Source organism: Nocardioides sp. (genome assembly GCF_044226305.1).
Taxonomy (GTDB): domain Bacteria; phylum Actinomycetota; class Actinomycetes; order Propionibacteriales; family Nocardioidaceae; genus Nocardioides.
Genome location: NZ_JBGAHF010000001.1, coordinates 112,236 through 138,712, shown reverse-complemented (window position 1 = coordinate 138,712; position 26,477 = coordinate 112,236). Strand labels below are relative to the sequence as shown.

The following is a 26,477-nucleotide window of genomic DNA, read 5'->3' as shown; positions in this document are numbered from 1 at the left end:
ACTCGTCCGGATCGGGTGAGGTGGGCCGAGCGTGCCTCGGGGAGCATCCCGAGGGTGACCCAGACCGAGGCTCCGCCCGGCGGCGCCGTCGCGAAGATGAGCGTCCCGACGCTCACCGCGATGGTGGTCGGCGGGATGGTGGGCGCCGGGGTCTTCTCGCTCCCGGCCCGGTTCGGGGTCGCGACCGGGATCCTCGGCTCGCTCATCGCGTGGGCGCTGGCGGGCACGGGGATGCTGATGCTCGCGTTCGTCTTCCAGACCCTCGCCATCCGCAAGCCCGAGCTGGACTCCGGGGTGTTCATCTACGCCAAGGCGGGGTTCGGCGACTACGCGGGCTTCAACTCCGCGATCGGCTTCTGGGCGAGCTCGGTGGCCGGCAACGCGTTCTACTGGGTGTTCATCGGCTCGACGCTGGGGGCGTTCTTCGACGGCTTCGGCGACGGCGACACCGTGCTCGCCGTGGCGGTCGGCACGGCGGGCGTGTGGCTGTTCCACTACCTGATCGCGCGCGGCGTCCGGGACGCGGCGGTCATCAACCGGATCGTCACGGTCTTCAAGATCATCCCCATCCTGGTGTTCATCGTCGTGCTGTTCGTCAACTTCGACGCCGGGGTCTTCGCCGACAACTGGACGGCCTCCGGCTACGGCGACCTCGGCGACCTGAACGAGCAGGTCCGCAACACCATGCTGATCACGACGTTCGTGTTCATCGGCATCGAGGGCGCGAGCGTCTACTCCCGCTACGCCCGGCGCCGCGAGGACGTCGGCCGGGCCACCGTGCTCGGGTTCCTCAGCGTGCTGTCGATCTTCGCGCTGGTGACGCTCTCCAGCTACTCCGTCGTGCCGCAGCCCGAGCTGGCCGCCACCCGGCAGCCCTCGATGGTCGGCGTCTTCGAGTCGGTCGTCGGCGACTGGGGGGAGTGGTTCATCAGCGTCGCGGTGATCGTGTCGGTCCTCGGCGCCTACCTGGCCTGGACCCTGATGGCGGCAGAGGTGATGTACATCCCCGCGCGCCAGGACGACCTCCCCGAGTTCCTCGGGCAGGAGAACGCCGCCGGCACGCCGATCACGGCCCTCGTCGTCACCTCGCTGGGCGTCACGGCGCTCCTGGCCCTCACGCTGTTCGTCACCGACGCCCTCAACTTCATGCTCGACCTCGCGACCAGCCTGTCGCTGCTGCCGTACGTGCTGGCCGCCGCCTACGCCCTCAAGCTCGGGCTGACCGGGGAGGCGTACGAGGGCGTCGCGGCCGGTGTGCGACGGCGGGAGACGATCGTCGCGGGAGCGGCGACGGCGTACACGGTCTTCCTCTTCGACGCGGCCGGGCTCAAGTTCGTCCTGCTGATGACCGTGATCCTGGCGCCGGCCACGCTGCTCTACGTCAAGGCCCGCAGCGAGCACGGCCGTCGGCTCTTCAGCCCGGCGGAGATCGGGCTGTTCGTGCTGATCGTCGCCGGGGGTGTCACCGGCGCGATCGGGCTGTGGACCGGCAGGATCGTCCTGTGAGCACCGAACGGGAAGGAACCGGCATGGGCGTCTCCTCGACCTACGGCGTGCACTCGGAGGTCGGCCGGCTGCGGAAGGTGCTGGTCTGCGCGCCGGGCCTCGCGCACCGCCGGCTGACGCCGAGCAACAACCACGAGCTGCTCTTCGACGACGTGATGTGGGTCGAGAACGCGCAGCGCGACCACGCGGACTTCGTCAACAAGCTGACCCAGCGCGGCGTCGAGGTGGTCGAGCTGCACGACCTGCTCGCGCAGACCCTCGAGGTCCCCGGGGCGCGCGACTGGCTGCTGGACCGCAAGATCGTGCCCAACCGCGTCGGTCTCGGGCTCGTCGACCTCACCCGCGGCTACCTGGAGTCGCTGGGGTCGCGGCAGCTGGCCGAGGTCCTCATCGGCGGGCTGGCGACCCACGACCTCCCCGACGAGCACCGGACGCCGTACCTCGCGCTGGCGCGGGAGTCCACCGGCGCCCGCGAGTACCTGATGCCGCCGCTGCCGAACACGCTCTACACGCGCGACACGACCTGCTGGCTCTACGGCGGCCTGACGATGAACCCGCTCTACTGGCCGGCGCGCAAGGACGAGACCCTCGTCTACAAGGCGATCTACGAGTTCCACCCCGACTTCGTCGGCTCGACCGTGTGGTGGGGCGACCCCGAGCAGGAGTGGGGCCAGGCGACGTTCGAGGGCGGCGACATCATGCCGGTCGGGAACGGCGTGGTGCTCATGGGCATGAGCGAGCGCACCTCCCGCCAGGCGATCACGCAGGTGTCCGCCGCGCTGTTCGCGCAGGGCGCGGCCGAGCGGGTCGTGGTCGCCGGGATGCCCAAGCTGCGGGCCGCGATGCACCTCGACACGGTCTTCACCTTCGCCGACCGCGACATCGTGACGCTCTACCCGCAGATCATGGACGCGGTGCACACGTTCTCGCTGGTGCCGTCCGACCGGGCGCCCGGCCTCGAGGTCGTCGACGAGGGGTCGACGCCGTTCGTCGACGTCGTCGCGCGCTCGCTCGGGCTGGACTCGCTCCGGGTCATCGAGACCGGCGGTGACGTCTACCAGTCCGAGCGGCAGCAGTGGGACAGCGGCAACAACGCCGTCGCGCTGGAGCCCGGGGTCGTCTTCACCTACGACCGCAACACGCTCACCAACACCCTGCTCCGCAAGGCGGGGGTCGAGGTGATCACGATCGTCGGCGCCGAGCTCGGGCGCGGTCGCGGCGGCGGTCACTGCATGACCTGTCCCATCATCCGTGAACCCGTGGAGTTCTGATGCGCCTACGTACCCTGCTCGCCCTCGCCGCCTCGGCCGTCCTGCTCGTCGGGTGCGGCTCCGACGGGGAGTCCGGCCGCGAGGGCAGCCCGCCCACCACCGACGAGCTCGACAACACGACGTACACCTCGGTCGAGGTCACCGGGCACAAGCTGGTGGAGGAGTCGTCGATCACGCTGACCTTCCAGGACGGCAACCTCGCCGTCGAGGCCGGCTGCAACACCCAGACGGCCGGCTACGGCGTCACCGACGGCACCCTGAAGTGGACCGGCCCCGCGGCCTCGACGATGAAGGCGTGCTCCGACGAGCTCACCGCGCAGGACCAGTGGCTGGCCGGGCTGTTCACCGACGGGGTGAAGGCCGACCTCAACAACAAGACGCTGACGCTCAGCGGGCCCGACAACGAGGAGATCGTCCTCGAGACCGACTGAGCCCGCGCGTGCGTCCGGGCCGGCCACCCGCGCGACCGGCCCGGGCGACGTCGGGTGCGGTCAGCTGCCCGTCTGCTGCGGCAGCCGCGGGATCAGCCAGTCGAGGAACGCACTCTGGCTGCGGGTCTGGATGTAGATCCGGCCCGGCCCGGTGAGGTCGCACACGAGACCCTCGCCGGACAGGAAGGTGGACTTCCAGCTGCCGACCTTGCGGACGTTGTACTGGATGCCCTCGGTCCACGCGACCATGTGGCCGGTGTCGACGGTGTAGGTCTGGCCCGGCTGGAGGTCGACCGCGTGGATGGCGCCGTAGCTCGACAGCACCAGCTCGCCCTGGCCGACGACCTTGAGCATGAACAGGCCCTCGCGCGAGAAGAAGGTCTTGGCGCCGCCCCAGTTGGAGTCGATGTCGATGCCGGACGACGACGCGACGTAGGAGCCGGACTGCACGTAGAGGGTGCCCTGGTGCGGCCAGGCCACCACGTCGCCGGGCAGCGACGGCGCCACCCACAGCTCCGCGCCCGCGGTCTGCGCGGTGAAGGTGTTCATGAAGAACGACTCGCCGCCGAGCACGGACCGCTTGAGGCCCTTGAGGATGCCGCCCTGGGTGGACGTCTCGAGGGTGATCCCTGCCGACATCGCGAGCATCGAGCCCGCCTCGGCGCGGACGGTCTCGCCCTGGGCGAGGGTGAGCTTCGCGGCGGCGTACGCGGGGCCGTAGAGCACTTCGGTCTGCATCTCACTTCTTCCTGAGCGGGGCCCGAGCCGGGGATGGTGGCGAACACGTCGTCGGTTCGAGCGTAGCCATCCGGGCCGGGCTCCGCGGCCGGGCTGAGAGACTCGTCCCGTGGACCGACCGCCCCTCGCCGACGCCCTCGACCTCGAGCCGCACCCCGAGGGCGGGTGGTACCGCCAGACCTGGGTCGCCCCGGAGACCGTGACCCTCCCGGACGGCCGGGTGCGGCCGACCGCCACCCTCATCTACTTCCTGCTGCCGCCGGGGGAGTGCTCCGCGTGGCACCGGGTCCGCTCCGACGAGCTCTGGCTGGCGCACCGGGGTGCGGTCACCCTCGAGCTCGGCGGCACCGGCGCGGCACCCGGGGCCAGGACGGCCGTCGAGGTGGGGCTCGAGGTCGGTCCCGGCAGCCCCCAGGTGCTCGTCCCGGCCGGCACCTGGCAGCGGACGCTGCCGCGCGACACCGAGGCCCTGGTGAGCTGCCTGGTCTCGCCGGGCTTCGACTTCGACGACTTCGAGCTGGCCGATGGCTGAGCGGCCGGTCACGCTGGTCACGGGCGGCACCCGGGGCATCGGCGCCGCGACCGCGATGCGGCTGGCCCGCGACGGCCACGACCTGGTGCTCGGCTACGCCCGCGACGACCGGGCCGCCGAGGAGACCCGGCTGGCCGTCGAGGACGTCGGCGCGGGCTGCGCGGTCGTCCGCGTGGACCTCACCGACCCCACGGGCGTGGACCGGCTCTTCGAGGTGGCCGGCCGGCTCACGGGCGTCGTCAACAACGCGGGCGCGACCCTCCACCTCGGGCCGCTCGCGGAGACGCCGCCCGAGGTCGTCGCCGCGACCGTCGACCTCAACCTCACCAGCGCCCTGCTCGTCGCGCGGGCGGCGGTCCGCGCGCTCGGCAGGTCGTACGGCGGCGGGGGCGGCGTGCTGGTCAACGTGAGCTCGGGGGCGGCGACCCTCGGTGCGCCGGGCGAGTACGTCCAGTACGCGGCGGCCAAGGCCGGTGTCGACGCGCTGACCCACGGCCTGGCGCAGGAGGTGGCCGCTGACGGGATCCGGGTCGTCGGCGTCGCCCCCGGGATCGTGCGCACGACGATCCACGCCGACGCCGGGGAGCCCGGTCGGGTCGACCGGGTCGGCCCGCTCGTGCCGCTGGGCCGCGCCGGCGAGCCCCACGAGGTCGCGGACGCGATCGCGTGGCTGATGAGCGACGAGGCGTCGTACGTCACCGGGACGACGCTGCGGGTCGCCGGTGGCCGCTGACGGCGATGGCAACTGTTGCCAGCGCCGGTCGGGTCCGCTCGTCGGCGGCCACGGTGCCCGGTCACCGCGGGGTCACTAGGTTCGACGCATGAGGGTCCTGCTCGCGCTCGGCGGCAACGCCATGACGAACGCCGAGGGCCGGGCCCGACCCGAGGACCAGATCGCCGCGGCCCGGGTCGCGATGGCGGAGGTCGCCGACCTGCTCGGGCAGGACGTCGAGGTCGTCATCACCCACGGCAACGGTCCGCAGGTGGGCAACCTCCTGGTCAAGAACGAGATCGCCGCGTCCGTCGTCCCGCCGGTGCCGCTGGACTGGTGCGGCGCCCAGACCCAGGCGACGCTCGGCTTCGTGCTGATGAACGCGCTCGACGCCGCCCTGGCCGAGCGCGGGACCGACCGGCGGACCGCCACGGTGGTCACCCGGGCGCTCGTCGACGCCGCCGACCCGGGCTTCATCCACCCGACGAAGCCGATCGGCCGCTACCTGCCCGCCGAGGAGGCCGCCGTGCTGGTGGAGCACGGGGAGACGTGGGAGGACCGCGGGGAGAAGGGCTGGCGCCGGGTCGTCGCCTCCCCGGAGCCGCGGCGGATCGTGGACGCCGACGCCGTGCGCACCCTGGTCGACGCCGGCTTCGTGGTGGTGGCCAACGGTGGCGGCGGGATCCCGGTCGTCGAGGAGGCCGACGGCTCGCTGAGCGGCGTCGAGGCCGTCATCGACAAGGACCTCGGTGCGGCCCTGCTGGCGCGCACCCTGGCCGCGGACGTGCTCGTCATCGGCACCGACGTCCCGCACGCGGTGCTGCGCTTCGGCACGCCCGAGGCCGAACCGCTCGGCACCGTCACCGTCGCCCAGTTGCGCGCCTACGCCGCCGAGGGGCACTTCGCCAGTGGCTCGATGGGCCCGAAGGTCGACGCGGCGTGCCGCTTCGTCGAGCAGGGCGGGACCCGCGCGGTCATCACCGACCTCGCCCACATCACCGGTGCCGTCCGCGGGGACGCGGGCACCGTCGTCGTACCGGACTGAGCGCACCCCCGCGCCGAACCAGGAAGGAACCAGCCATGCCCGACGCCATCGAGGTCCGCAAGGTCCCGATCCACTCCGTCGCCGACGCCAGCGAGCTCGCCCAGCTGATCGACGACGGCGTCATGCAGGCCGACCGGGTCGTCGCGATCATCGGCAAGACCGAGGGCAACGGCGGGGTGAACGACTACACCCGGATCATCGCCGACCGGGCCTTCCGCGAGGTGCTGGTCGAGAAGGGGGCGCCGGCGGACCAGGTCAAGCAGGTCCCGATCGTGTGGTCCGGCGGCACCGACGGCGTGATCAGCCCGCACGCGACGATCTTCGCGACGGTCCCGCCCGAGCAGGTGACGCCGAGCGACGAGCCGCGGCTGACCGTCGGCTTCGCGATGAGCGAGCGGCTGGCGCCCGAGGACATCGGCCGCACCCCGATGATCACGAAGGTCGCCGACGCGGTGCGGGCCGCCATGGCGCGCGCCGGCATCGACGACCCCGCCGACGTCCACTACGTGCAGACCAAGACCCCGCTGCTGACGATCCACACCATCCGCGACGCCAAGTCCCGCGGCGAGACCGTGTGGACCGAGCACACCCACGAGTCGATGGACCTCTCCAACGGCTGCACCGCGCTCGGCATCGCGGTCGCCCTCGGTGAGATCGACATGCCGACCGACGCCGACGTCATGCACGACCGGTCGCTCTACTCCTCGGTCGCCTCCTGCTCCTCCGGCGTCGAGCTCGACCAGGCGCAGGTCGTCGTCGTCGGCAACGCGCCGGGCGTGGGCGGCCACTACCGGATCGGCCACTCCGTGATGCGCGACGCGCTCGACCAGGACGGCATCTGGGAGGCAATCCGCGACGCCGGGCTCGACCTTCCCGAGCGCCCGCGCACCTCCGACCTCGACGGCCGGCTCGTCAACGTCTTCCTCAAGTGCGAGGCCTCCCAGGACGGCCAGGTCCGCGGCCGCCGCAACGCGATGCTCGACGACTCCGACGTGCACTGGCACCGCCAGATCAAGGCGTGCGTCGGCGGCGTCACCGCCGCCGTCACCGGCGACCCCGCGGTCTTCGTCTCCGTCTCCGCTGCCCACCAGGGCCCCGACGGCGGCGGCCCGGTCGCCGCGATCGTCGACCTGGGCTAGCCGCCGCGCCCCCGGGACGTCATCCGACCTGGTCGCTGACGCAGCCACCTCGGATGACGTCGCGCCGGGGTCGCCGGGACGTCATCCGAACTGGTCGCTGGCGCGACCTCCTCGCATGACGTCCGCGGCGACAGCCAGGCTCAGTGGCCCGGGCCGGTCACCATCTTGGCGCGCTCGGACTCGTGCGCCCCGCCCTTCTGGGTCAGGGTGTCGCAGGCGTCGTGGATGTCCCGGGCGAGGGTGTCGACGTGCTCGCGGCTCATGGTCTGCTTGACCAGCGCGCGCATGATCGTCACCTCCTGGGCGTCCGGCGGCATCGTGTACGCCGGCACCATCCAGCCGCGCTCGGCGGACAGCTGCCAGGCCACGTCGAACTCGTCGAAGTTCTCCGCCTGCGCCAGCTTGAACGCCACCAGCGGCAGCTGCTCCTGCCCGCGACCGATGACCTCGAAGCGGCCGACGGCCTCGATCTGGTCGGCCAGGTTCTCGGCGTTCGTCTGCATGTTGCGCATGATGTACTCGTAGCCGCTGCGGCCGTAGCGCACGAAGTTGTAGTACTGCGCCAGCACCATCGACGAGCCGGTCGAGAAGTTCAGCGTGAACGTCTCGTCGGTCTTGCCCAGGTAGTTCTCCTTGAACACCAGCGGCTCGGCGAGCGCCGAGCGGTCGCGGAACACCAGCCAGCCGATGCCGGGGTAGACCAGGCCGAACTTGTGGCCCGACACGTTGATCGAGCGCACCTGCTCGAGCCGGAAGTCCCACTTCGAGTCCGGGTAGAGGAACGGCCACACGAAGCCGCCGCTGGCGCCGTCGATGTGGAGCGGGATGTCGAGGTCCCGCTCGGTGCGGATGCGCAGCAGCAGGTCGTTGATCCCCACGATGTCGTCGCGGTGCCCGGTGAACGTCGTGCCCAGGACGGCGGCCACGCCGATCGTGTTCTCGTCCAGGTGCGGCTCCACGTCCTCGGGGCCGATCGTGAACTTGTCCGGCTGCAGCGGCACGATCCGCGGCTCGACGTCGAAGTAGCGGCAGAACTTCTCCCACACGACGTGCACGTCGCCACCGAAGATCAGGTTCGGCCGGTCGGTCGGCCGGCCGGCGGCCTCCTGGCGCTCGCGCCACTTCCACTTCAGCGAGAGCGCGCCGAGCATGATCGCCTCGGACGAGCCCTGCGTGCGAGCACCGGTCGTCTCACCCGGCGCGTGGAAGAGGTCGGCGAGCATCCGGATGCAGCGCTGCTCGATCTCCGCGGTGCGCGGGTACTCGGCGTGGTCGATGAAGTTCCGGTGCAGGTTCGCCGCGATCAGCCGCTGCGCCTCGGGCTCCATCCAGGTGGTCACGAAGGTCGCCAGGTTGCGTGCCGGGTCGCCCTCGATGGCGAGGTCCTCGGCCACCAGGCGCATGGCGTCGACCCCGGTCATGCCGTCCACGGGGAACTCGGTGCTCGGCACCTCCTGGGTGATGAACCGGTTGCCGTAGAGAGCGGCGGGGTCGATCGAGCTGGTCATGCTGTCCTCCTTGCACGTCGGTCGCACCCAACGTCCCAGAGCGCGCGGAGGCGTGGCACCACCCGGATCGGGTGACACGGAGGTCTCAGTCGGTCGCCAGCCACTCCCGGATCGCGGGGCCGTGCTGGTCGAGGGTCGGGGGCGCCAGGTGCTCGGACCGGCCGCCGGACCAGGGGTCGTCGTCGAACCGGATCGGCGAGCCGGGGAGCCGCAGCTCGCCCTGGGTGGCGTGCTGCACGGTCAGCAGCAGGCCCTGGGAGAGGACCTGCTCCCAGCCGTAGACGTCGTCCATCGTGCGGACCTTCCCCGACGGGACGCCGGCCTCCGCGAGCACCGCGAGCCAGTGCTCGGCCGGCCGGTCCGCGAAGAGCCCCTCGATCCGGGCCACGAGGGCGTCGCGGTTCGCGACCCGCTCGGGGTTCGTCGCGAACCCCGGCTCGGTCGGGTCCCACCCGAGCGCCGCGCACAGCGCCCGCCACAGGTTCTCCGACCCGCAGGCGATCTGCACCGGCGCGGTCTGCGTCGTGAACATGCCGTACGGCGCGATCGAGGGGTGGTGGTCGCCCGCGAGCCCGGGCACCTCGCCGGCCACCGTCCACCGGGTCCCCTGGAACGCGTGGACGCCGATCATCCCGGCCAGCAGCGACGTGCGGACGACCCGCCCGCGGCCGGTGCGGGACCGCTCGTGCAGGGCGGCCAGCACGCCGAAGGCGCCGTTCATCCCGGCGATCAGGTCCGCGATCGGGACGCCGACCTTGGTCGGCTGCTCGGTCCCGGTGATCGACATCAGGCCGCCCTCGCCCTGGGCGATCTGGTCGTACCCGGCCCGCAGCGCCTCCGGTCCGTCGTGCCCGAACCCGGTGATCGACATGATCACCAGTCCCGGGTTGAGCTCGTGCAGCCGCTCGACGGAGAAGCCGAGCCGGTCCATCACACCGACCCGGAAGTTCTCCATCAGCACGTCGGCGCGCTCGACCAGGCGGGCCAGCACCTCGCGGTCGGCCTCGTCCTTCAGGTCGAGGACCAGCGACTCCTTGTTGCGGTTGGCCGCCATGAAGTACGTCGACTCCCGCTCGCCCTCCTCGCCGACGAACGGCGGTCCCCACCCGCGGGTGTCGTCGCCGGCCGGCGCCTCCACCTTGATCACCCGCGCGCCGAGGTCGCCCAGCATCATCCCGGCGTGCGGACCCGCGAGCGCGCGGGTCAGGTCGATCACGAGCAGGTCGGAGAGCGGTCCTTCACCCATGGGGTCGGAGGCTACTGCCCCTCACGACTGCCACATCCACTCCATCTCCGCGACGGTGCGGTCGCGGGTCTCCTGGCCGGCCAGCAGCTGCACGACGTGCAGGGCCAGGTCGACGCCCGCGGAGACGCCGGCGGAGGTCAGGATCGTCTCGCTGCTGCGCACGAACCGCTGGCCGCGCACGACCTTGGTCGTCGGCGAGAGCGCCGCGAGCTCGTCGTACGCGTCGTGGTGGGTGGTCGCCGTCCGGCGCTCCAGCAGCCCGGCCGCGCCGAGCAGGAGCGCCCCGGTGCAGACCGACATCAGCAGCTCGACCTCGGCCGCGCGCTCGCGGACCCAGGCGACGAGGCGCTCGTCGGACACCAGCGGCCGGGTCCCGGCGCCGCCCGGCAGCACCAGGAGGTCCGGCGGCGGGGCGTCGTCGAGGGCGTACGTCGGCAGCACGGTGAAGCCACCGCGCCCGACGGCCGGGGCGCCGGTGAGACCGACCGAGAACACCGAGAACGGGGCGCCCTCGCCCAGCTCTCCGGCCACGTTGAAGACCTCGTAGGGGCCTGCGAAGTCGAGCACCTCCATGTCGTCGAAGGCGAGGATGGCGACGGTCCGGTGGGTCACGGGACCATTGTCGGGGCATGTCGGCGCGAGATGGTCGAATGACCACATGACGACGACGGCCACCGCAACGACGTACCACCTGGTGCGCCCGCACACGGCCGTCAGCGTCCCCGAGCTCGACGAGCAGCAGCGCCGCGTCGTCGACCACCCCGGTGGCCCGCTGCTGGTGCTGGCCGGCCCCGGCACCGGCAAGACGACGACGCTGGTCGAGGCGATCGTCGACCGCATCGAGCAGCGCGGCGCGCGGCCCGAGGAGGTGCTCGCGCTCACCTTCTCCCGCAAGGCGGCCGAGCAGCTCCGCGACCGGGTGACGGCGCGCCTGGGCCGCACCATGTCGACGACGCTGAGCTCGACGTTCCACTCCTTCGCCTACGGCCTGATCCGGCGCTACTCGCCGGCCGACCTCTACGAGGCGCCGCTGCGCCTGCTCTCCGCTCCCGAGCAGGACGTCGTGCTCCGCGAGCTGCTCACCGACCACCCGGAGTCGGTCGCCTGGCCGGAGTCGCTGGCCCGCGCCCTCGGCACCCGCGGGTTCGCCCGGGAGGTCCACGCCGTGCTCTCGCGGGCCCGCGAGAAGGGCCTCGACGGCGTCGGCCTGGCCGCCCTCGGCCGGGACGAGGGGCTGCCCGAGCTCGTGGCGGCCGGCCTGTTCCTCGACCAGTACCTCACGAACCTCGACTCCCAGGGCGCCACCGACTACGCCGACCTGATCCGCCGCGCCACCCTCGAGGCCGAGGCGCACCGCGACGAGCTCCGCGCCCGGCTGCGCCACGTCTTCGTCGACGAGTACCAGGACACCGACCCCGGCCAGGTTGCCCTGCTGCGGGCGCTCGCCGGGGACGGGCGCGACCTGACCGTCGTCGGCGACCCGCACCAGTCGATCTACGGGTTCCGGGGCGCGGAGGTGCGCGGCATCCTCGACTTCCCGGCCGCCTTCCCGCGCTCCGACGGGGCGCCGGCCGACGTGGTGGCGCTGCGCACGACGCGCCGGTTCGGTCCCCGCCTCCTGGTCGCCTCGCAGCGGGTCGCCGGCCGGCTCGCGCTCCCGGGCAGCATCCCGGAGGAGGCGCGCGCGGCGTTCCTCGCGCCGCAGGCCGACGCGCACGGGCTCGGCGAGGGCCGGGTCGTCGTCCGCACCTTCGACACCGAGCGGGCCGAGGCCGAGCACCTCGCCGACCTGCTCCGCCGCGCCCACCTCGAGGACGGCCTCGCCTGGGACGAGATGGCGGTGCTGGTGCGCTCCGGCCGCGCCTCGATCCCGCCGCTGCGCCGGGCCCTCGGTGCCGCCGGTGTGCCCGTCGAGGTGGCCAGCGACGAGGTGCCGCTGGTCCGCGACCCGGCCGTCATCCCGCTGCTCGACGGGCTGCGAGCGGTGGTCAACCTCGGCAACGACGACCCCGACCACGTCGACTTCATCGACCCCGCCCGCGCCGAGGCCCTGCTCCTCGGCCCGCTCGGCGGCCTCGACGCCGGCGACGTGCGCCGGCTCGCCCGGCGGCTGCGCGCCCGCGAGAAGGAGCAGAGCAAGGCCGAGGGGCGCACGCCGCGCACGTCGCGGGACCTGGTCCGCCGTGCGGTCGTCGAGCCGGGCTCCCTCGACGGCCTCGAGGGTCCCGAGGTGGTCCGCGCGCGGGCGCTCACCCAGCTGCTGGTCGACGCCCGGGAGGAGATGCGGGCCGGGGCATCGGCCGAGGAGCTGCTCTGGACGCTGTGGTCGCGCACCGGCTGGCCGGCCCGGCTGCGCCGCTCGGTCGACCTCGGCGGCGGTGCCGCCCGCCGGGCGCACCGCGACCTCGACTCGGTCTGCGCCCTCTTCGACGTCGCCGCCCGGGCCGAGGAGCAGCGCGACCACGTCGGCGTGCGCGCGTTCCTCGCGACGCTGGTGCAGCAGCAGATCCCCGCGGACACGCTCGCCGAGCGGGGCGCCCGCGGCGCCGCCGTACGCCTGCTCACCGCGCACCGCGCGAAGGGCCTGGAGTGGCGGCTCGTCGTGGTCGCCCACGTCCAGCAGGACGGCTGGCCCGACCTGCGCCGCCGCTCGACGCTGCTCCAGGCCGACCGGATCGGGGAGCACGGCGTCGTCCCGCCCGTCACGACGCGCGAGTTGCTCCTGGAGGAGCGTCGCCTCTTCTACGTCGCGTGCACACGCGCGCGGCAGCGACTGGTCGTGACTGCCGTCGCGTCCGCCGACGACGAGGGCGAGCAGCCCTCGCGCTTCCTCGACGAGCTCGGGGTCGCCGTCGAGCGCGTGGTCGGGCGACCGCCCCGCCCGCTCTCGCTCGCGGGCCTGGTCGCCGAGCTGCGCCGCACCGTCGCCGACCCCGCGACGACCGAGCCGCTGCGCGACGCCGCCGCGCGCCGGCTCGCCCGGCTGGCCGGCGAGTCCGTCGGCACCCGGGCCCTGGTCCCCAGCGCCGACCCGTCGACCTGGTGGGGCACCCGCGCCGCCACCCGCTCGGTGCAGCCGGTCCGCGACCCCGACCGCCCGGTCCCGGTCTCGGCGAGCGTCCTCGACTCGATGCTGGTCTGCCCGACCCAGTGGTTCCTCGAGCGCGAGGCCGGGGGCGTCGCCCGCGCCCACCAGTCCGCCAACCTCGGCGAGCTGCTGCACGCGCTGGCCCAGCGGGTGGCCACCGGCGAGCTCGAGCCCGCCGTCGACGTCTTGATGGGCCACGTCGACGCGGTCTGGGACCGGCTCGACTTCCGGACACCCTGGTCGAGGGCCCGCGAGCACGACCGGGTCCGCGCGGCGGTCGGGCGGTTCCTCCGGTGGCACCTGGACAACCCGCGCCGGCTGCTCGACACCGAGTCCGCGTTCGAGACCGTCGTCGAGCTCCCGGACGGCGAGCAGGTGCGGCTCACCGGCTACGCCGACCGGCTCGAGCTCGACGCCGACGGCCGGGTCGTCGTGGTCGACCTCAAGTCCGGGCGCACCAAGCCGAGCAACAAGTCGGTCGAGGGCCACGTGCAGCTGGGGCTCTACCAGTACGCCGTGGACCACGGCGCCGTCGCGGACCTCGCGCCCGGGGCGCCCGCCGGCGGTGCCGAGCTGGTGCAGCTCGGCCTGACCGACGGCGGTGAGACCGCGGTGGTCCAGGCGCAGGACGCCCAGGCCGAGGACGGCGTCGAGCGCACCGTGCTCCGCCAGCGGCTCGCCCGCACGGCCTCGCTGCTGCGCGAGGAGTCGTTCCCGGCGGTCGCGGGCCAGCACTGCCGCGACTGCCAGTTCGTCCCGATCTGCCCGATCAAGAGCGCGGGCTCGGTGACCGACCGGTGAGCCGCCCGATCGAGAGCCCCGCCGACCTGGCCGCCGTGATGGGGACGCCGTACGCCGTCAGCGACCAGCAGTGGGCCGCGATCTCGGCGCCGCTGGCGCCGGCCGTGGTGATCGCCGGCGCCGGCTCCGGCAAGACGACCCTGATGGCCGCGCGGGTCGTCCACCTCGTCGTCACCGGCCAGGTCCGGCCCGACGAGGTGCTCGGCCTGACCTTCACGACCAAGGCGGCCAGTGAGCTGCGGCGCAAGATCCGGGACGCGCTCGCCGCGGCCGGCGCGCTCGAGGAGTCCGACGACGGCGACGTCCTCGAGCCGACGGTCGCCACCTACAACGCGTACGCCGCCGGGCTGCTCACCGATCACGGCCTGCGGATCGGCCACGAGCCCGACACCCGGGTGGTCACCGACGCCTCCCGCTACCAGCTCGGCGCCCGGGCGGTCGACCGGTTCACCGGCGACGTCCGGTTCCTCTCCGACCACCCCGCGACGGTGATCCAGAACCTGCTCGCCCTCGACAGCGCGATGAGCGAGCATCTCGTCGTCCCCGAGGCCGTGCGGGCGATCGACGCCGCGGCGCGCGCCGGCTTCGAGCGCGCGCTGGCGGAGGAGGTCGCGGGCAGGGCCCGGGTCACCTACCGCGAGCCGGTCGAGAAGGCGATCTCCGCGATCGATCGGCGCGCGGAGCTGCTCGGTCTGGTCGAGGCCTACCGGCGGCTCAAGCGCGACCTGGGCCTGATGGACTTCTCCGACCAGATCGAGCTGGGGGCCCGGCTGGCCGCCGAGCAGCCCGACGTCGGGGCGCTCGAGCGGAGGCGGTTCACGGTGGTGCTGCTCGACGAGTACCAGGACACCTCGGTCGCCCAGGCGGTGATGCTCTCCCGGCTCTTCGGCGAGGGGCACCCGGTGACCGCCGTCGGCGACCCGAACCAGGCGATCTACGGCTGGCGCGGTGCCTCGGTCTCCAACATCCTCAACTTCGCCGACACCTTCCCCGCCGCCGACGGCGGCGGAGCCGTGCCGACCTACCCGCTCACCGTCAACCGTCGCTCGGACGCCCGGATCCTGGAGGTGGCGAACCGGCTGGCGGCGCCGCTGCAGGAGAAGTACAGGCAGGTCGAGCCGCTGGTCGCCAAGCCGGGGGCCGAGCAGGGCACCGTGACGGCTCGGGTCTTCGAGACCCACGCCGACGAGCTGGCGTGGCTGGTCGGGGCGGTCGGGGAGGCGCACGACGCCCTGTCCGGGCCGGGTGGGTGGGCGAGGATCGGCGTCCTCACCCGCGACAACGCCCACGCCGAGGACGTCTTCGACGCGCTGACCGGCGCCGGCATCCCCGTCGAGATCGTCGGCCTCTCCGGCCTGCTCCGGCTGCCGGAGGTCGCCGAGATCGTCGCGACCCTGCACCTGCTGCACGACGTCACCGCCAACGCGGCCCTCCTCACCCTCCTGACCGGTCCTCGTTGGGCGATCGGCCCGCGCGACCTGCGGCTGCTCAGCCGCCGGGCGTTCGAGGTCGCCGGCCGGCAGGGCCGGGGCTCGACGCCCGGGTCGGTCACCGACCACCTCCTGGAGATCGCCGACGGGATCGACCCCGCCGAGATCCCCTCGCTCGACGACGCGCTGGCCGATCCGGGGGACCACCCGTACTCGCCGGAGGCGCTCGAGCGGTTCGCGCTGCTCGCGGCCGAGCTGCGGATGCTGCGCACCTCGGTGGGGGAGCCGCTGCTCGACATCGTCCGCCGGATCATCGACACCACCGGCACCGACGTCGAGCTCGCCTCGGCGGTCAGCCCGGCCGCGGCGGCCCGCCGCGACAACCTCGACCTGTTCGTCAAGGCGGTCGCGGAGTTCCAGGCCGTCGACGGCGACGTGACGCTGCCGGCGTTGCTGGCCTACCTCACCGCCGAGGACGACCAGGGCAACGGCCTCGACGTCGCGACGCCCACCGAGGCCGACTCGGTCAAGCTGCTCACCGTGCACCGCTCCAAGGGCCTGGAGTGGGACGCGGTCTTCCTCGTCGGCGTCTGCGAGACCCGCTTCCCGTCCAGCCGCTCGCGCACGCTGTGGACCTCCTCGCCCGCGATCCTGCCCGCCCCGCTGCGCGGCGACGCCGCCGACCTGCCCCAGCTCGAGGGCTTCGACAAGGCCGCCCTCGACGCCTACCGCGTCGCCACCCGGGAGCACGACGCCGAGGAGGAGCTGCGGCTCGGGTACGTCGCCCTCACCCGGGCCGCACACCGTCTGTCGGTCACCTCCTACCTGTGGAGCCCGCGCAGCACGCCGTTCGGTCCGTCGTCGTACCAGCGGGTGGTGCGCGACCAGCTCGAGGCGTGGGGCGAGCCGGTCGACGGCTGGCTGGAGAAGCCGCAGAAGGGCGATCCGAACCCCTACGACGCGGTCGACCCGTCGCGCCCGTGGCCGCCGACCGGCACCGGGCGGGAGGCGGCGCTCCGGATCGCGGCGGCGGAGCGGGTGCGGGCGGCCGACCCGGACGCGCCCGACGGCGACCTCGACGTCATCGAGTCCGCGCGGGTCGCGGAGTGGGACGCCGAGCTCGACCGGCTGGTCGCCGAGGCCCGGCGCGACCGCAGCAGCGACGTCGCCGTGACCCTGCCCTCGAGCCTGTCGGCGACCGCGCTCGGCCGGCTGCGCGACGACCCGGAGACCTTCGCGCGGGACCTGGCCCGGCCGATGCCGCGCCCGCCGTCGTCGGCGGCCCGGTTCGGGACCCGCTTCCACGCCTGGGTCGAGGCCCGCTTCGGCCAGCAGGACCTCTTCGACTACGACGAGCTGCCCGGCCGCGCCGACGCGGGGATCGACGACGACTCCGACCTCAAGGAGCTGATCGCCACCTTCGAGTCCGGTCCGTTCGCGACCCGGGTGCCGCACCAGGTCGAGGCGCCGTTCGCCCTCGTGCTGGCCGGCCAGGTGGTGCGTGGCCGGATCGACGCCGTCTACCAGGACCGGCTCCCCGACGGAGGGGAGGGCCACCTCGTCGTGGACTGGAAGACGAACCGGGCCGCCACGGCCGACCCGCTGCAGCTGGCGGTCTACCGGCTCGCGTGGGCCGAGCTGCACGGCGTGCCGCTGGAGTCGGTGCGGGCGGCGTTCTACTACGTCCGCACCGGCGAGGTCGTCGAGCCCGAGGACCTGCCCGACCGGGCGTCGCTCGAGCAGCTGCTCTCCGGCTGACGCCGCGACCGAGCCCCAGGGCCACCGCTCGTGCTGTCGACGGTGCTGCGTCGGACGGCGTAGGACGACGTCGGACGCCGTCGCAGTTTCACCATGGTCTACACCCGGACCTGCACCTCCCACGGCGTGCTCACCGAGGGACGTGCAGGTTCACCTGGGGACCATGGTGAAACCGCAGCCGCCGACAGCCACCGACAGCCACCGCACCGCCGGGACCCGTGGCTGTCGACCCGGGAGCTAGCCTCGCGCGGGTGAGGTATCCCCACGAGCGTCTGGCCGCGAACCCCCACGACCGGATCGCCGAGCACCGCACCGACGACGCCTGGCTCGCCGAGCGCTGGGCGGACCCGCACACCCGGGTGCTGGTCGTCTCCGGGACCCGGATCCGCCCGCGGGACGGCCGGATCGACTGGGTCGGCCCGGCCGAGGCGCCCGACGGGCTGAGGGTGCTGCTGGGCGAGCACCACGGCCATGCGTACTTCGCGGTGGTCGTCGACGCCGCGCTGTCGAAGGCGGCCCAGGGGGAGTGGACCCCGTTGCGCGGGCTGCTGCCCTACCTGGCCGGGGAGGGCGCGGCCGACGTCGCGCCCCTGGTGTTCCACGCCCTCGGCCTCGCCGAGTGGCTGTTCGTCACCCGCTACTGCCCCCGCTGCGCCGACCCGCTCCACCCGCGGCGCTCCGGCCACGAGCTGGTCTGCGGCAACGGGCACACCCAGTTCCCGCGCACCGACCCCGCGGTGATCATGATCGTGACCTCCGGTGAGCCCGGCTCGGCCGACGAGCGCTGCCTCCTGGGCCGACAGGCCGTCTGGCCGGCCGGCCGCTACTCCACCCTGGCCGGCTTCTGCGAGCCGGGGGAGACCCTCGAGGACGCGGTGCGCCGCGAGGTCCGCGAGGAGGTCGGCGTGCGGGTCGGGGCCGTCGACTACTTCGGCAACCAGCCCTGGCCGCTCCCGGCCAGCCTGATGTTGGGCTTCGTCGCGCACGCCGAGACCACCGAGGTGACCGTCGACGAGGACGAGATCGAGGAGGCCCGGTGGTTCACCCGGGCGGAGATGAGGGAGCAGGCCGAGGCCGGCACGCTGGTGCTGCCCGGCGGGGTCTCGATCAGCCGGTCCCTCGTCGAGCACTGGTACGGCGGGCCGCTGCCCGGCCAGTGGTGAGGACCCGGCCGGGCACCCGGGTCAGGCGACCAGCTCGGCCAGCTTCTCCTTGACCTGCGCCAGCGAGGGGTTGGTCTGCGCGGTGCCGTCGGAGTAGACGAGCGTGGGGACGGTCTGGTTGCCGCCGTTGGCCGACTCGACGATGTCGGCGGCCCCCGGGTCCTGCTCGATGTCGACGACCTCGTAGCTGATCCCCTCGCGGTCCAGCTGGCCCTTCAGGCGGTGGCAGTAGCCGCACCAGGGGGTCGTGTACATCGTGAACAGGCTCATCTCGGACTGTCGCCTCCGGCGTCTAGGGTGTTGATGCCTCTCGACGGATCCAACCATCGGCCCCCAGGAGTTGTTCCAGCGCATGCCCCATCCCGACGGCCGCAGTCCCGAGGACCTGCTCGCCGCGCTCGACCCCGAGCAGCGCCGGGTCGCCGAGGCGCTGCGCGGCCCGGTCCGGGTGCTGGCGGGGGCCGGCACCGGCAAGACCCGGGCGATCACCCACCGGATCGCGTACGGCGTCGCGACCGGCGTCTACGCGCCGACCGAGGTGCTCGCAGTCACGTTCACGACTCGGGCGGCGGGCGAGATGCGGGGGCGGCTGCGTGCGCTCGGTGCTCCCGGGGTGCAGGCGCGCACGTTCCACTCCGCGGCGCTCCGCCAGCTGCGCTACTTCTGGACCCACGCCCACGGCACCGAGCTCCCGACCCTCATCGAGTCCAAGATCGGCCTGCTCGCGACGGCCGCCCGCCGACAGCGGCTGAGCGCCGACCAGGCGCTGCTGCGCGACCTGGCCTCCGAGATCGAGTGGGCCAAGGTCAGCAACGTCCACCCCGACGACTACGCCCGGATCGCCGCCCGGCGCGGCCGCAGCGTCACCGGGCAGACCCCCGAGACGGTCGCGCACGTCTTCAGCAGCTACGAGGAGGTCAAGCGCGGGCAGGGGCGGATGGACATGGAGGACGTCCTGCTCCTGACCGCCGGCATGCTCGCCGACGACGAGCGGGTCGCCGCCCAGGTGCGGCGGCAGTACAAGTTCTTCGTCGTCGACGAGTTCCAGGACGTGTCGCCGCTGCAGTCCGCGCTGCTCGACCTCTGGCTCGGCGGCCGCGACGAGCTCTGCGTGGTCGGTGACCCGGCGCAGACGATCTACTCCTTCGCGGGCGCGAACGCCGACTACCTCCGGGACTTCCCGAAGAAGTACCCCGGCACCACCTCGGTCGAGCTGGTCCGCAACTACCGCTCCACGCCCGAGGTGGTCGAGGCCGCCAACACGTTGTTGGCGGGCTCCGCGAGCCAGGGGGTCGAGCTGCGGGCGCAGCGCCCCTCCGGCCCGCCCGTCAGCTACACCTCGCGGCCCGACGAGGTCGCCGAGGCCGAGGCGGTCGCCGCGCAGGTCCAGCGGATGCGCGACGCCGGCCGCTCGCTCGCCGAGGTCGCCGTGCTGTTCCGCATCAACGCCCAGTCCGAGTCCTTCGAGGAGGCCTTCTCCGCGCGCCGGATCCCCTACGTCGTGCGCGGCGCGGCCCGGTTCTTCGACCGCCCCGAGGTCCGCGAGGCGGTGACCCGGCTCCGTGGCGCCGCGCGATCGGGCGAGGGGTCGGCCGACGGCATCGTCGAGTCGGTGACCGCGATCCTCGGCGGCATGGGCTGGTCGCCGGAGGCGCCCGCCGGACGTGGCCAGACCCGCGACCGCTGGGAGTCCTGGCACGCGCTGGTCAACCAGGCGGCGGAGTTCGCGAGCACCCCGGTCGACGGCGTCCTCCCCGACCTCAACGCCTTCGTCGACGACCTCGACCGCCGGGCCGCCGAGCAGCACGCACCGGTGGCCGACGGGGTGACCCTGGCGACCTTCCACGCGGCCAAGGGCCTCGAGTGGGACGCGGTGTTCCTCTGCGGGCTCCAGGACGGGACGCTGCCGATCACCTACGCGGAGGGGCCGGCCGCGATCGAGGAGGAGCGGCGGCTGCTCTACGTCGGCATGACCCGGGCCCGCGTCGACCTGCACCTGTCCTGGGCGCTGGCCCGCAACCCCGGCGGGCGCGGCTCGCGGAAGCCGTCCCGGTTCCTCGACCCGCTGCTGCCCGACGAGGCACGCGCCCAGCGCGACCTGCCGCGGCAGCGCAAGGTCGCGGGCTGCCGCGAGTGCGGCCGGCCGCTCAGCACCGGCGCCGAGAAGAAGCGGGGCCGCTGCGCGGACTGCCCGGCGTCGTACGACGAGGAGCTGTTCGAGCGACTGCGCGAGTGGCGCAAGGAGCGAGCCGGCGAGGAGAGCGTGCCCGCGTTCGTCGTGTTCACCGACGCCACGCTCCAGCTGATCGCCGAGCAGAAGCCGCGCACGCCGGAGGCGCTGCTGCGCATCAACGGCATCGGCCGGTCGAAGCTCGAGCGGTACGGCAACGAGGTTCTCGACGTCGTCGGATGAGGCGCCGGCAGGGGTCCGGGAGGGCTCGCGACACGGCTCCGGACGCCGTTCCGGGAGCGGTGCGAAAAAAAATCGCGAAATACCCACTAAATGGTTTGCCCATGACACGGACCGGGCGATAAGTTTTCGCTCACGCAATGAACGCGCACACGATCTTGGCACGATCGGCGCCCGAAGCACCGAAGGAGGTGGCCCCATGAACAGCATCAAGCTCTGCACGACGGTTCAGTCCCCGTCGGCTTTCGGCATGCCCATTTCCGGCGGCCACGCCCTCGGCCTGCTCGCCGATGTCCGGACCGCTGTCGTCGTGCGCGAGCGCGCCGGCATCGCTGCGGCCACGCAGGGCGCCACCAAGGGAGACATGGGCCTCGCGCCGACGTACTTCCCGGGTACCACCGCCTGGAGACCACCGACCTGTTGACACCCAACAGTCATCGGCAGCCTCCAGGCCGCGGAACCCGAACCGGGATCCGCGGCCTTTCTGTTTCCCAGAACCGGGACAGAGCTGGATCTTCGACCCCGTACCGCACCACCCACCGCGATCAGGTCACGAAGAAGGAGGTGAAACATGACCATCAGTGAACTCGTCCGCACCGAGACGGCCTCGCCGATGACTCAGCCGATGACGGTCAGCCTGGGAGAGCTCCACGACCAGGCCGGTCAGGTCGACGACGAGCTGCTGCCGTGCCGGGCCAACAACCCGGAGCTGTGGTTCGCCGAGTCCCCGGCGGACGTCGAGGCGGCCAAGGCGCTGTGCCAGGACTGCCCGGTCCGCGCGCTGTGCCTCGACGGCGCTCTCGAGCGGCGTGAGCCCTGGGGCGTCTGGGGAGGCCAGCTCTTCCTCCAGGGCGTGGTGATCCCGCGCAAGCGGCCCCGCGGCCGGCCCCGCAAGAACGAAGTCGCCGCCTGACCCCAGGCAGCGTCCCCACCAGATGAACCCTTCTTCGACAACGACGTCAAAGGACACCGAGATGAACCTCAGCCACGAGAACCTGGCCCGCGCTCAGGTGAGCGCCCGCCTGGGTGAGGCACAGCAGTGCCGACCCGGTCGCCAGCTGTCGCGCGCGATCCGCTCCGGCCGCCGTGCCGAGCAGCTCGCCCAGCAGGCCCGGCTCGCCCTCGCCCGGACGCTCTGAGCGCGCCGACGCACAAGGAAGCAACCACCACCGATGAAGCACACCGAGCAGACCGACCAGAACGGACGTAGGAACATGAATCTCATGCACGAAAACCTGGCCCGCGCACAAATGTCCGCGCGCCTGGGAGAGGCGCAGCAGCTCCAGCGCGGGGCGCAGATGGCTCGCGCCCGCCGGCTCAGCCGCAAGGCGGAGCGGGCCGCGCACCAGGCCCGGCTGGCCCTGGCCCGCGCGCTCTGACGACACCTCGGCGATGACCTGATCGCGGTGTCCTGACCGAGAGCCGGGTACGACGACCCACGTCGTCGTACCCGGCTCTCGCCGTGTCTGCGGGCTAGATTGGCGCCATGGCGACCTGCGACTTCTGCGGCCGCGTGGAGACCGACGACGCGCGGACGCTGACCTGGACCGTGGCGGTCGAGAACGGCCGGCGCCGCACCTACTGCGACGAGTGCTCGCGCACCCACCTGCGGGCGATGGAAGGGAAGCTCGACAGCGAGTTCTGGTGACCACCCTCCGGCTCGGCCGGGTCAGGGTGCCCAGGAGCACCCGCAGTGCGGATGGCGGGTCCAGGGTCGCCGGTGCGGGCGCAGGTCCGGGCCGAGCTCCACGGTCGCCGACCAGGTCGAGGGCTGACCGCCGTCGAGGTGGGTGAGCACGTCGCGGACCGCCCAGCGCACCGCCAGCTCCGCGAGCACCGGGTCGGGCGGCGCGGACCGACGCCCGGCCAGCTGGTCGACGACCAGGGCGCGGCGGGGGTCGTGCTCGCCGCGGTGCGCGTCCACGCACCGCACGCACGCGCTCGCGCCGGGCACGACGAGCGGCCCGACCGTCCAGCCCCGGGGACCGGCCGTCACCGGCAGGTGCGCCCGTCCCGCACGCACGTGCGGGTCCAGGTCGGAGCGGCTCAGCTCGCCGTCGGCGACGACGAGGACCGCGGCACCGTCGTCACCGGGCTCGCAGCCGGCCGCGCGCAGCGCCTGCTCGACGTCCTCCCGGACCTCGCCGCGGGCCTGGACGGCGACGACGCGGGTGGCGGGCGGGCCGGCCGGGGCGGTCAGCATCCCGGCGGCGGTGAGCGCGAGCAGGGTGCGGTGCGCGGCGGGGGAGGCCGGGGTCGCGGGTCGGCCGCCGGCGAGGTCGGCCAGCAGCCGGCGTACCTCGGGCTGGTCGGGCGCCACCACCCGCCACGGCGGGTCCAGCCCGACCTGGAGGTGGTCGTCGTCGCGACGGACGACGTGCAGCCCGGGTCGCAGCAGCGAGGTCATGCCCCCGATCTACCCGCTCAGCGGGCGTCGCGGGCGCTCCTCCACAGGGTGCTCCTCCGCAGCGTGCTCCTCCGCAGGGTGGAGACGACGACGGCGCCCGACCCGGGCCCCGGCCCCGGGGCGGACGCCGCCGTGCGAACTCGTGGGCGCTGCTGCGTGCGTCAGGCCTTGCCGAGGATCCGGTTGAGGTTGGTGCCACAGACCGGGCAGACGGCCTTCGCCATCCGGGTGCCCTTGTCGTTCACCTTGACCTCGCCCTCGGCCTCGCGCTTCTCCTTGCACTTCACGCAGTAGAACTCGCCGCTCCAGGTCTCCGCCATGACGGCCTCCTTGCTCTTGGTCTCACTTCGGTCGTCGCGACGGGGTGGGTGGGGAAGACCCGTCGGTGCCCGGCGAGGGTGCCGCCGGACCGTCCCTGACCCTACGACACGCACGGGCCTGAGCGTGAAAGGCGCACCGGGAGCGGTGAAACCGGTCACGGCGAGGGCGAGCGGGCCCCAGTACCTTGACCCCATGCCCGACCAGCCCGCGGACCTGCCCGCCGACGCTCCCGACCTCGTCCACCTGCGCCTCGAGCGACCCAGCGACGGGGTCGCCCTGCTCACCCTGGCCAACCCCGACCAGCGCAACGCGATGTCGGACCAGATGACCGACTCGTGGGTCGCCGCCGTGGACGCGCTCGCCGCCGACCGGTCGGTGCGCGCCGTCGTCGTGACCGGCGAGGGCTCGGCGTTCTGCTCGGGCGGCAACACGTCCTGGATCGCCAGCGAGCCGGACGCCACCGTCGACCACCTGCGGACCCGGATGATCGCGTTCTACCGGGCCTGGCTGGCGATCCGGCGCCTGGAGGTGCCCACGATCGCCGCGGTCAACGGCCCGGCGATCGGCGCCGGGCTGTGCCTGGCCCTGGCCTGCGACCTGCGGTACGCCGCGCGGGGCGCCCGCCTGGGGGCGCCGTTCGTCAAGCTCGGGATGCACGCGGGCATGGCCGGCACCTACCTGCTGCCGAACGTGGTCGGGGAGGCCCACGCCCGCGACCTGCTGCTCACCGGCCGCCTGGTCGACGCCGACGAGGCGCTCCGGCTGGGCCTGGTCTCCCGGGTGATCGAGCCCGAGTCCTTTCTCGACGAGGTGCTCGAGACGGCGGCGGGGATCGCGGCCACCGCGCCGATCGCCAGCCGGCTGACGAAGCTCGCGCTGCGCGACGGCGGCCACGCCGACCTCGAGGCCTGTCTCCAGTGGGAGGCGCTGGCCCAGCCGGTCACCCTCGCCACGGAGGACCTGCAGGAGGGCATCCGCGCCGCGCAGGAGAAGCGCGCGCCGGCCTTCCAGGGGCGCTGAAGCGGCGCCCCGACGGGGCGTGAGAGAAGGCCCCCGTCCGCCGGTGGACACTTGCCTTCCCCTTGCGAGTGTCCGTCGACGGGCCGGGGGCCTCATCTGCGGGCCACGCTAGGAGGCGCCGCGGACAGGGGTCAACGGGCAGCGGCCCCACCCTGTGGATGAACCTGTGGACAAACCTGTGGACGAACCGCCTGCACCGGTGGAGGAACCCGGGACACCGCTGTGGAGGAGCGGTCCGGCGAACCGCCGTACCGACCGCTGACCAGCCACAATGGCCGTCCACCGGGTGTGGAGGAAAGAAATCACCGACGAGTTTCCGAGGAGGTCGGCGTGTCGGAGCCGTACGACGGCGGGCCGGTGGCCGCGCTGCGCCGGATCGCGTTCCTGCTCGAGCGCGGGCGCGAGGACACCTACAAGGTCAAGGCCTACCGCAACGCGGCTGCGGCGATCCTGCCGCTGTCGTCCGACCAGGTCGCGGCGGCCGTGGCCGACGGCACCCTCACCGAGCTGCCCGGAGTGGGCGCGAGCACCGCGAAGGTGGTCGCCGCCGCGGTCCGCGGCGAGCTGCCCGACCGGCTCGCCGCCCTCGAGCGCGAGCACGGGGGCCCGCTGACGGCCGGCGGCCAGGAGCTGCGGGCGCGGCTGCGCGGCGACCTGCACTCCCACTCGGACTGGTCCGACGGCGGCTCGCCGATCGAGGAGATGGCGTTCACGGCGATGGAGCTCGGCCACGAGTACCTCGTCCTCACCGACCACTCACCGCGGCTCACGGTCGCCCACGGGCTCAGCCCCGCCCGGCTGACCCGCCAGCTCGGCGTCGTCGACGCCGTGAACGACCACCTCGCGTCCGCCGGCGGCGGGGACTTCACCCTGCTCAAGGGGATCGAGGTCGACATCCTCGACGACGGCGGGCTCGACCAGGACGACGCGCTGCTCGCGCAGCTCGACGTCCGGGTCGCCAGCGTCCACTCCAAGCTCAAGATGGACGCCGACGCGATGACCCGACGGATGATCGGGGCGGTGCGCAACCCGCGCACCAACGTGCTCGGCCACTGCACCGGGCGGCTGGTGACCGGCAACCGCGGAACCCGGCCCGGGTCGCAGTTCGACGCGGCCGCCGTCTTCGCGGCGTGCGCCGAGCACGACGTCGCGGTCGAGATCAACAGCCGGCCCGAGCGTCGGGACCCGCCGACCCGGCTGCTGGAGCTGGCCCGCGACTCCGGCTGCGTGTTCTCGATCGACAGCGACGCGCACGCGCCGGGCCAGCTCGACTTCCTCGTCTACGGCTGCGAGCGGGCGGAGCAGGCCGGGATCGACCCCGACCGGATCGTCAACACCTGGCCGCGGGAGCGCCTCCTGGCCTGGGCGAACCGGTAGGTTCTGGCCATGTCGACCACGCCGTCGCCGGCCCCGCGGCCCGAGGTGGAGGTGCGGCGCTCGAAGCGCCGTCGGCGTACCGTCTCCGCCTACCGCGACGGCGACCGGGTCGTGGTGATGATCCCCGCCTCGCTCTCGCGCAAGCAGGAGGCGGAGTGGGTGGAGACCATGCTGGCCCGGCTCGAGCGGTCCGAGCGCCGTCGCAAGCCCAGCGACGGCGACCTGATGCGCCGGGCCCGGGAGCTCAGCGACCGCTACCTCGGCGGCCTGGCCGTCCCGGAGTCGGTGCGCTGGGTCGACAACCAGCAGTCGCGGTGGGGCTCCTGCACGCCCGGTGACCGGACCATCCGGCTCTCGGGCCGGCTGCAGGGGATGCCGCAGTGGGTGGTCGACTACGTCCTGGTGCACGAGCTCGCGCACCTGCTCGAGCCGGGCCACGACTCCCGGTTCTGGGCCTGGGTGGACCGCTACCCGCAGTCCGAGCGGGCCAAGGGCTACCTCATCGGCTGGTCGGCGGCGGCCCGCCTGGACCCGCCCCCGAGCGACGAGCTCGACTGAGCGAGGTCGCTCGCGG

At 73.4% G+C, this 26,477-nt stretch carries 26 protein-coding genes; 19 read left to right on the top strand and 7 right to left on the bottom strand.

The features are described from left to right. Window positions 1-54 precede the first annotated feature (54 nt). The 3 genes from ACILQ5_RS00735 to ACILQ5_RS00725 are packed head-to-tail and all read left to right on the top strand — an operon-like array spanning window position 55 to window position 3,208. Window positions 55-1,506: a basic amino acid/polyamine antiporter gene (locus ACILQ5_RS00735; RefSeq protein ID WP_395656044.1), complete on the top strand. Its 1,452-nt coding sequence runs from the start codon at window positions 55-57 to the stop codon at window positions 1,504-1,506. A gap of 23 nt (window positions 1,507-1,529) precedes the next feature. Then, window positions 1,530-2,777 carry an arginine deiminase gene (locus ACILQ5_RS00730; protein WP_395656310.1) on the top strand — a complete coding sequence of 416 codons (1,248 nt, stop codon included), beginning with the start codon at window positions 1,530-1,532 and terminating at the stop codon, window positions 2,775-2,777. Beyond that, entirely contained in the window at window positions 2,777-3,208 is a 432-nt protein-coding gene (locus ACILQ5_RS00725) for an META domain-containing protein (protein WP_395656043.1), read from the top strand. The genes ACILQ5_RS00730 and ACILQ5_RS00725 overlap by 1 nt, the downstream gene beginning before the upstream one ends. 60 nt (window positions 3,209-3,268) lie before the next feature. On the opposite strand, the gene ACILQ5_RS00720 is transcribed toward ACILQ5_RS00725, so the two are convergent. Continuing rightward, window positions 3,269-3,946: a TIGR00266 family protein gene (locus tag ACILQ5_RS00720; RefSeq protein WP_395656042.1), complete on the bottom strand. Its 678-nt coding sequence runs from the start codon at window positions 3,944-3,946 to the stop codon at window positions 3,269-3,271. 109 nt (window positions 3,947-4,055) lie between these two features. On the opposite strand from ACILQ5_RS00720, the gene ACILQ5_RS00715 reads away from it, so the two are divergent. From ACILQ5_RS00715 to ACILQ5_RS00700, 4 genes are all read left to right on the top strand, one after another. Further along, complete coding sequence (locus ACILQ5_RS00715) at window positions 4,056-4,478, top strand: cupin domain-containing protein (protein ID WP_395656041.1); 423 nt, start codon at window positions 4,056-4,058, stop codon at window positions 4,476-4,478. Further along, window positions 4,471-5,211 (top strand): SDR family oxidoreductase, encoded by a 741-nt coding sequence (locus ACILQ5_RS00710; RefSeq protein WP_395656040.1) that lies wholly within the window; start codon window positions 4,471-4,473, stop codon window positions 5,209-5,211. Before ACILQ5_RS00715 ends, ACILQ5_RS00710 begins: the two co-directional genes overlap by 8 nt. 88 nt (window positions 5,212-5,299) lie before the next feature. Then, window positions 5,300-6,235, top strand: coding sequence for a carbamate kinase (locus ACILQ5_RS00705; RefSeq protein ID WP_395656039.1), 936 nt, complete (start codon window positions 5,300-5,302; stop codon window positions 6,233-6,235). Window positions 6,236-6,270: 35 nt separating this feature from the next. Further along, window positions 6,271-7,374 (top strand): ring-opening amidohydrolase, encoded by a 1,104-nt coding sequence (locus tag ACILQ5_RS00700; RefSeq protein ID WP_395656038.1) that lies wholly within the window; start codon window positions 6,271-6,273, stop codon window positions 7,372-7,374. Between the two features lie 140 nt (window positions 7,375-7,514). Here ACILQ5_RS00700 and ACILQ5_RS00695 read toward each other — a convergent pair whose 3' ends face one another. From ACILQ5_RS00695 to ACILQ5_RS00685, 3 genes are all read right to left on the bottom strand, one after another. Then, complete coding sequence (locus tag ACILQ5_RS00695) at window positions 7,515-8,882, bottom strand: glutamate decarboxylase (RefSeq protein WP_395656037.1); 1,368 nt, start codon at window positions 8,880-8,882, stop codon at window positions 7,515-7,517. An 85-nt stretch (window positions 8,883-8,967) separates the two neighbouring features. After that, a complete protein-coding gene (locus ACILQ5_RS00690; protein WP_395656036.1) occupies window positions 8,968-10,128 on the bottom strand; it encodes a CaiB/BaiF CoA transferase family protein in 1,161 nt (386 codons plus the stop codon). Window positions 10,129-10,149: 21 nt separating this feature from the next. After that, on the bottom strand, window positions 10,150-10,740 hold the full coding sequence (locus ACILQ5_RS00685) for a DJ-1/PfpI family protein (protein WP_395656035.1): 591 nt from the start codon (window positions 10,738-10,740) through the stop codon (window positions 10,150-10,152). A gap of 46 nt (window positions 10,741-10,786) precedes the next feature. Here ACILQ5_RS00685 and ACILQ5_RS00680 point away from each other — a divergent pair, with 46 nt between their 5' ends. The 3 genes from ACILQ5_RS00680 (at window position 10,787) to nudC (ending at window position 18,368) form a co-directional block, all read left to right on the top strand. Further along, window positions 10,787-14,017, top strand: coding sequence for an ATP-dependent helicase (locus ACILQ5_RS00680; RefSeq protein WP_395656034.1), 3,231 nt, complete (start codon window positions 10,787-10,789; stop codon window positions 14,015-14,017). Continuing rightward, window positions 14,014-17,205: a UvrD-helicase domain-containing protein gene (locus tag ACILQ5_RS00675; RefSeq protein ID WP_395656033.1), complete on the top strand. Its 3,192-nt coding sequence runs from the start codon at window positions 14,014-14,016 to the stop codon at window positions 17,203-17,205. The genes ACILQ5_RS00680 and ACILQ5_RS00675 overlap by 4 nt, the downstream gene beginning before the upstream one ends. A 251-nt stretch (window positions 17,206-17,456) precedes the next feature. Then, window positions 17,457-18,368: an NAD(+) diphosphatase gene (gene nudC, locus ACILQ5_RS00670; RefSeq protein WP_395656032.1), complete on the top strand. Its 912-nt coding sequence runs from the start codon at window positions 17,457-17,459 to the stop codon at window positions 18,366-18,368. A 21-nt stretch (window positions 18,369-18,389) separates the two neighbouring features. Here the strand turns inward: nudC and ACILQ5_RS00665 are convergent, their stop codons facing one another. Then, entirely contained in the window at window positions 18,390-18,638 is a 249-nt protein-coding gene (locus ACILQ5_RS00665; protein WP_395656031.1) for a mycoredoxin, read from the bottom strand. Between the two features lie 82 nt (window positions 18,639-18,720). On the opposite strand from ACILQ5_RS00665, the gene ACILQ5_RS00660 reads away from it, so the two are divergent. The 6 genes from ACILQ5_RS00660 (at window position 18,721) to ACILQ5_RS00635 (ending at window position 22,426) form a co-directional block, all read left to right on the top strand. Then, complete coding sequence (locus ACILQ5_RS00660; protein ID WP_395656030.1) at window positions 18,721-20,781, top strand: ATP-dependent DNA helicase UvrD2; 2,061 nt, start codon at window positions 18,721-18,723, stop codon at window positions 20,779-20,781. Window positions 20,782-20,977: 196 nt separating this feature from the next. Continuing rightward, window positions 20,978-21,202 (top strand): hypothetical protein, encoded by a 225-nt coding sequence (locus tag ACILQ5_RS00655; protein ID WP_395656029.1) that lies wholly within the window; start codon window positions 20,978-20,980, stop codon window positions 21,200-21,202. 147 nt (window positions 21,203-21,349) lie between these two features. Beyond that, window positions 21,350-21,691, top strand: a complete 342-nt coding sequence (locus ACILQ5_RS00650) for a WhiB family transcriptional regulator (protein WP_395656028.1) — start codon at window positions 21,350-21,352, stop codon at window positions 21,689-21,691. Window positions 21,692-21,752: 61 nt separating this feature from the next. Next, window positions 21,753-21,917, top strand: coding sequence for a hypothetical protein (locus ACILQ5_RS00645; protein WP_395656027.1), 165 nt, complete (start codon window positions 21,753-21,755; stop codon window positions 21,915-21,917). An 84-nt stretch (window positions 21,918-22,001) separates the two neighbouring features. Next, window positions 22,002-22,157 (top strand): hypothetical protein, encoded by a 156-nt coding sequence (locus tag ACILQ5_RS00640; protein ID WP_395656026.1) that lies wholly within the window; start codon window positions 22,002-22,004, stop codon window positions 22,155-22,157. A 107-nt stretch (window positions 22,158-22,264) separates the two neighbouring features. After that, window positions 22,265-22,426, top strand: coding sequence for a hypothetical protein (locus ACILQ5_RS00635; protein WP_395656025.1), 162 nt, complete (start codon window positions 22,265-22,267; stop codon window positions 22,424-22,426). Window positions 22,427-22,447: 21 nt separating this feature from the next. On the opposite strand, the gene ACILQ5_RS00630 is transcribed toward ACILQ5_RS00635, so the two are convergent. Both ACILQ5_RS00630 and ACILQ5_RS00625 read right to left on the bottom strand, forming a co-directional pair. Beyond that, complete coding sequence (locus ACILQ5_RS00630; protein ID WP_395656024.1) at window positions 22,448-23,185, bottom strand: hypothetical protein; 738 nt, start codon at window positions 23,183-23,185, stop codon at window positions 22,448-22,450. A 161-nt stretch (window positions 23,186-23,346) separates the two neighbouring features. After that, a complete protein-coding gene (locus ACILQ5_RS00625; protein WP_011754982.1) occupies window positions 23,347-23,505 on the bottom strand; it encodes a DUF5679 domain-containing protein in 159 nt (52 codons plus the stop codon). A 193-nt stretch (window positions 23,506-23,698) separates the two neighbouring features. On the opposite strand from ACILQ5_RS00625, the gene ACILQ5_RS00620 reads away from it, so the two are divergent. The 3 genes from ACILQ5_RS00620 (at window position 23,699) to ACILQ5_RS00610 (ending at window position 26,461) form a co-directional block, all read left to right on the top strand. Continuing rightward, window positions 23,699-24,526, top strand: a complete 828-nt coding sequence (locus tag ACILQ5_RS00620) for an enoyl-CoA hydratase/isomerase family protein (protein ID WP_395656023.1) — start codon at window positions 23,699-23,701, stop codon at window positions 24,524-24,526. Window positions 24,527-24,856: 330 nt separating this feature from the next. Beyond that, window positions 24,857-25,903: a PHP domain-containing protein gene (locus ACILQ5_RS00615; RefSeq protein ID WP_395656022.1), complete on the top strand. Its 1,047-nt coding sequence runs from the start codon at window positions 24,857-24,859 to the stop codon at window positions 25,901-25,903. 9 nt (window positions 25,904-25,912) lie between these two features. After that, a complete protein-coding gene (locus tag ACILQ5_RS00610) occupies window positions 25,913-26,461 on the top strand; it encodes a M48 family metallopeptidase (RefSeq protein WP_395656021.1) in 549 nt (182 codons plus the stop codon). Window positions 26,462-26,477 lie beyond the last annotated feature (16 nt).

What these genes read in the sequence shown, in the direction of transcription:
- ACILQ5_RS00650 (WP_395656028.1), top strand. Translation starts at nt 21,350, where the DNA reads ATGACCATCAGTGAACTCGTCCGCACCGAGACGGCCTCGCCGATGACT.
- ACILQ5_RS00730 (WP_395656310.1), top strand. Translation starts at nt 1,530, where the DNA reads ATGGGCGTCTCCTCGACCTACGGCGTGCACTCGGAGGTCGGCCGGCTG.
- ACILQ5_RS00610 (WP_395656021.1), top strand. Translation starts at nt 25,913, where the DNA reads ATGTCGACCACGCCGTCGCCGGCCCCGCGGCCCGAGGTGGAGGTGCGG.
- ACILQ5_RS00655 (WP_395656029.1), top strand. Translation starts at nt 20,978, where the DNA reads ATGAACAGCATCAAGCTCTGCACGACGGTTCAGTCCCCGTCGGCTTTC.
- ACILQ5_RS00635 (WP_395656025.1), top strand. Translation starts at nt 22,265, where the DNA reads ATGGCGACCTGCGACTTCTGCGGCCGCGTGGAGACCGACGACGCGCGG.
- ACILQ5_RS00645 (WP_395656027.1), top strand. Translation starts at nt 21,753, where the DNA reads ATGAACCTCAGCCACGAGAACCTGGCCCGCGCTCAGGTGAGCGCCCGC.
- ACILQ5_RS00660 (WP_395656030.1), top strand. Translation starts at nt 18,721, where the DNA reads ATGCCCCATCCCGACGGCCGCAGTCCCGAGGACCTGCTCGCCGCGCTC.
- ACILQ5_RS00725 (WP_395656043.1), top strand. Translation starts at nt 2,777, where the DNA reads ATGCGCCTACGTACCCTGCTCGCCCTCGCCGCCTCGGCCGTCCTGCTC.
- ACILQ5_RS00625 (WP_011754982.1), bottom strand. Translation starts at nt 23,505, where the DNA reads ATGGCGGAGACCTGGAGCGGCGAGTTCTACTGCGTGAAGTGCAAGGAG.
- ACILQ5_RS00710 (WP_395656040.1), top strand. Translation starts at nt 4,471, where the DNA reads ATGGCTGAGCGGCCGGTCACGCTGGTCACGGGCGGCACCCGGGGCATC.
- ACILQ5_RS00665 (WP_395656031.1), bottom strand. Translation starts at nt 18,638, where the DNA reads ATGAGCCTGTTCACGATGTACACGACCCCCTGGTGCGGCTACTGCCAC.
- ACILQ5_RS00680 (WP_395656034.1), top strand. Translation starts at nt 10,787, where the DNA reads ATGACGACGACGGCCACCGCAACGACGTACCACCTGGTGCGCCCGCAC.
- ACILQ5_RS00620 (WP_395656023.1), top strand. Translation starts at nt 23,699, where the DNA reads ATGCCCGACCAGCCCGCGGACCTGCCCGCCGACGCTCCCGACCTCGTC.
- ACILQ5_RS00705 (WP_395656039.1), top strand. Translation starts at nt 5,300, where the DNA reads ATGAGGGTCCTGCTCGCGCTCGGCGGCAACGCCATGACGAACGCCGAG.
- ACILQ5_RS00690 (WP_395656036.1), bottom strand. Translation starts at nt 10,128, where the DNA reads ATGGGTGAAGGACCGCTCTCCGACCTGCTCGTGATCGACCTGACCCGC.
- ACILQ5_RS00695 (WP_395656037.1), bottom strand. Translation starts at nt 8,882, where the DNA reads ATGACCAGCTCGATCGACCCCGCCGCTCTCTACGGCAACCGGTTCATC.
- ACILQ5_RS00630 (WP_395656024.1), bottom strand. Translation starts at nt 23,185, where the DNA reads ATGACCTCGCTGCTGCGACCCGGGCTGCACGTCGTCCGTCGCGACGAC.
- ACILQ5_RS00640 (WP_395656026.1), top strand. Translation starts at nt 22,002, where the DNA reads ATGCACGAAAACCTGGCCCGCGCACAAATGTCCGCGCGCCTGGGAGAG.
- ACILQ5_RS00720 (WP_395656042.1), bottom strand. Translation starts at nt 3,946, where the DNA reads ATGCAGACCGAAGTGCTCTACGGCCCCGCGTACGCCGCCGCGAAGCTC.
- ACILQ5_RS00700 (WP_395656038.1), top strand. Translation starts at nt 6,271, where the DNA reads ATGCCCGACGCCATCGAGGTCCGCAAGGTCCCGATCCACTCCGTCGCC.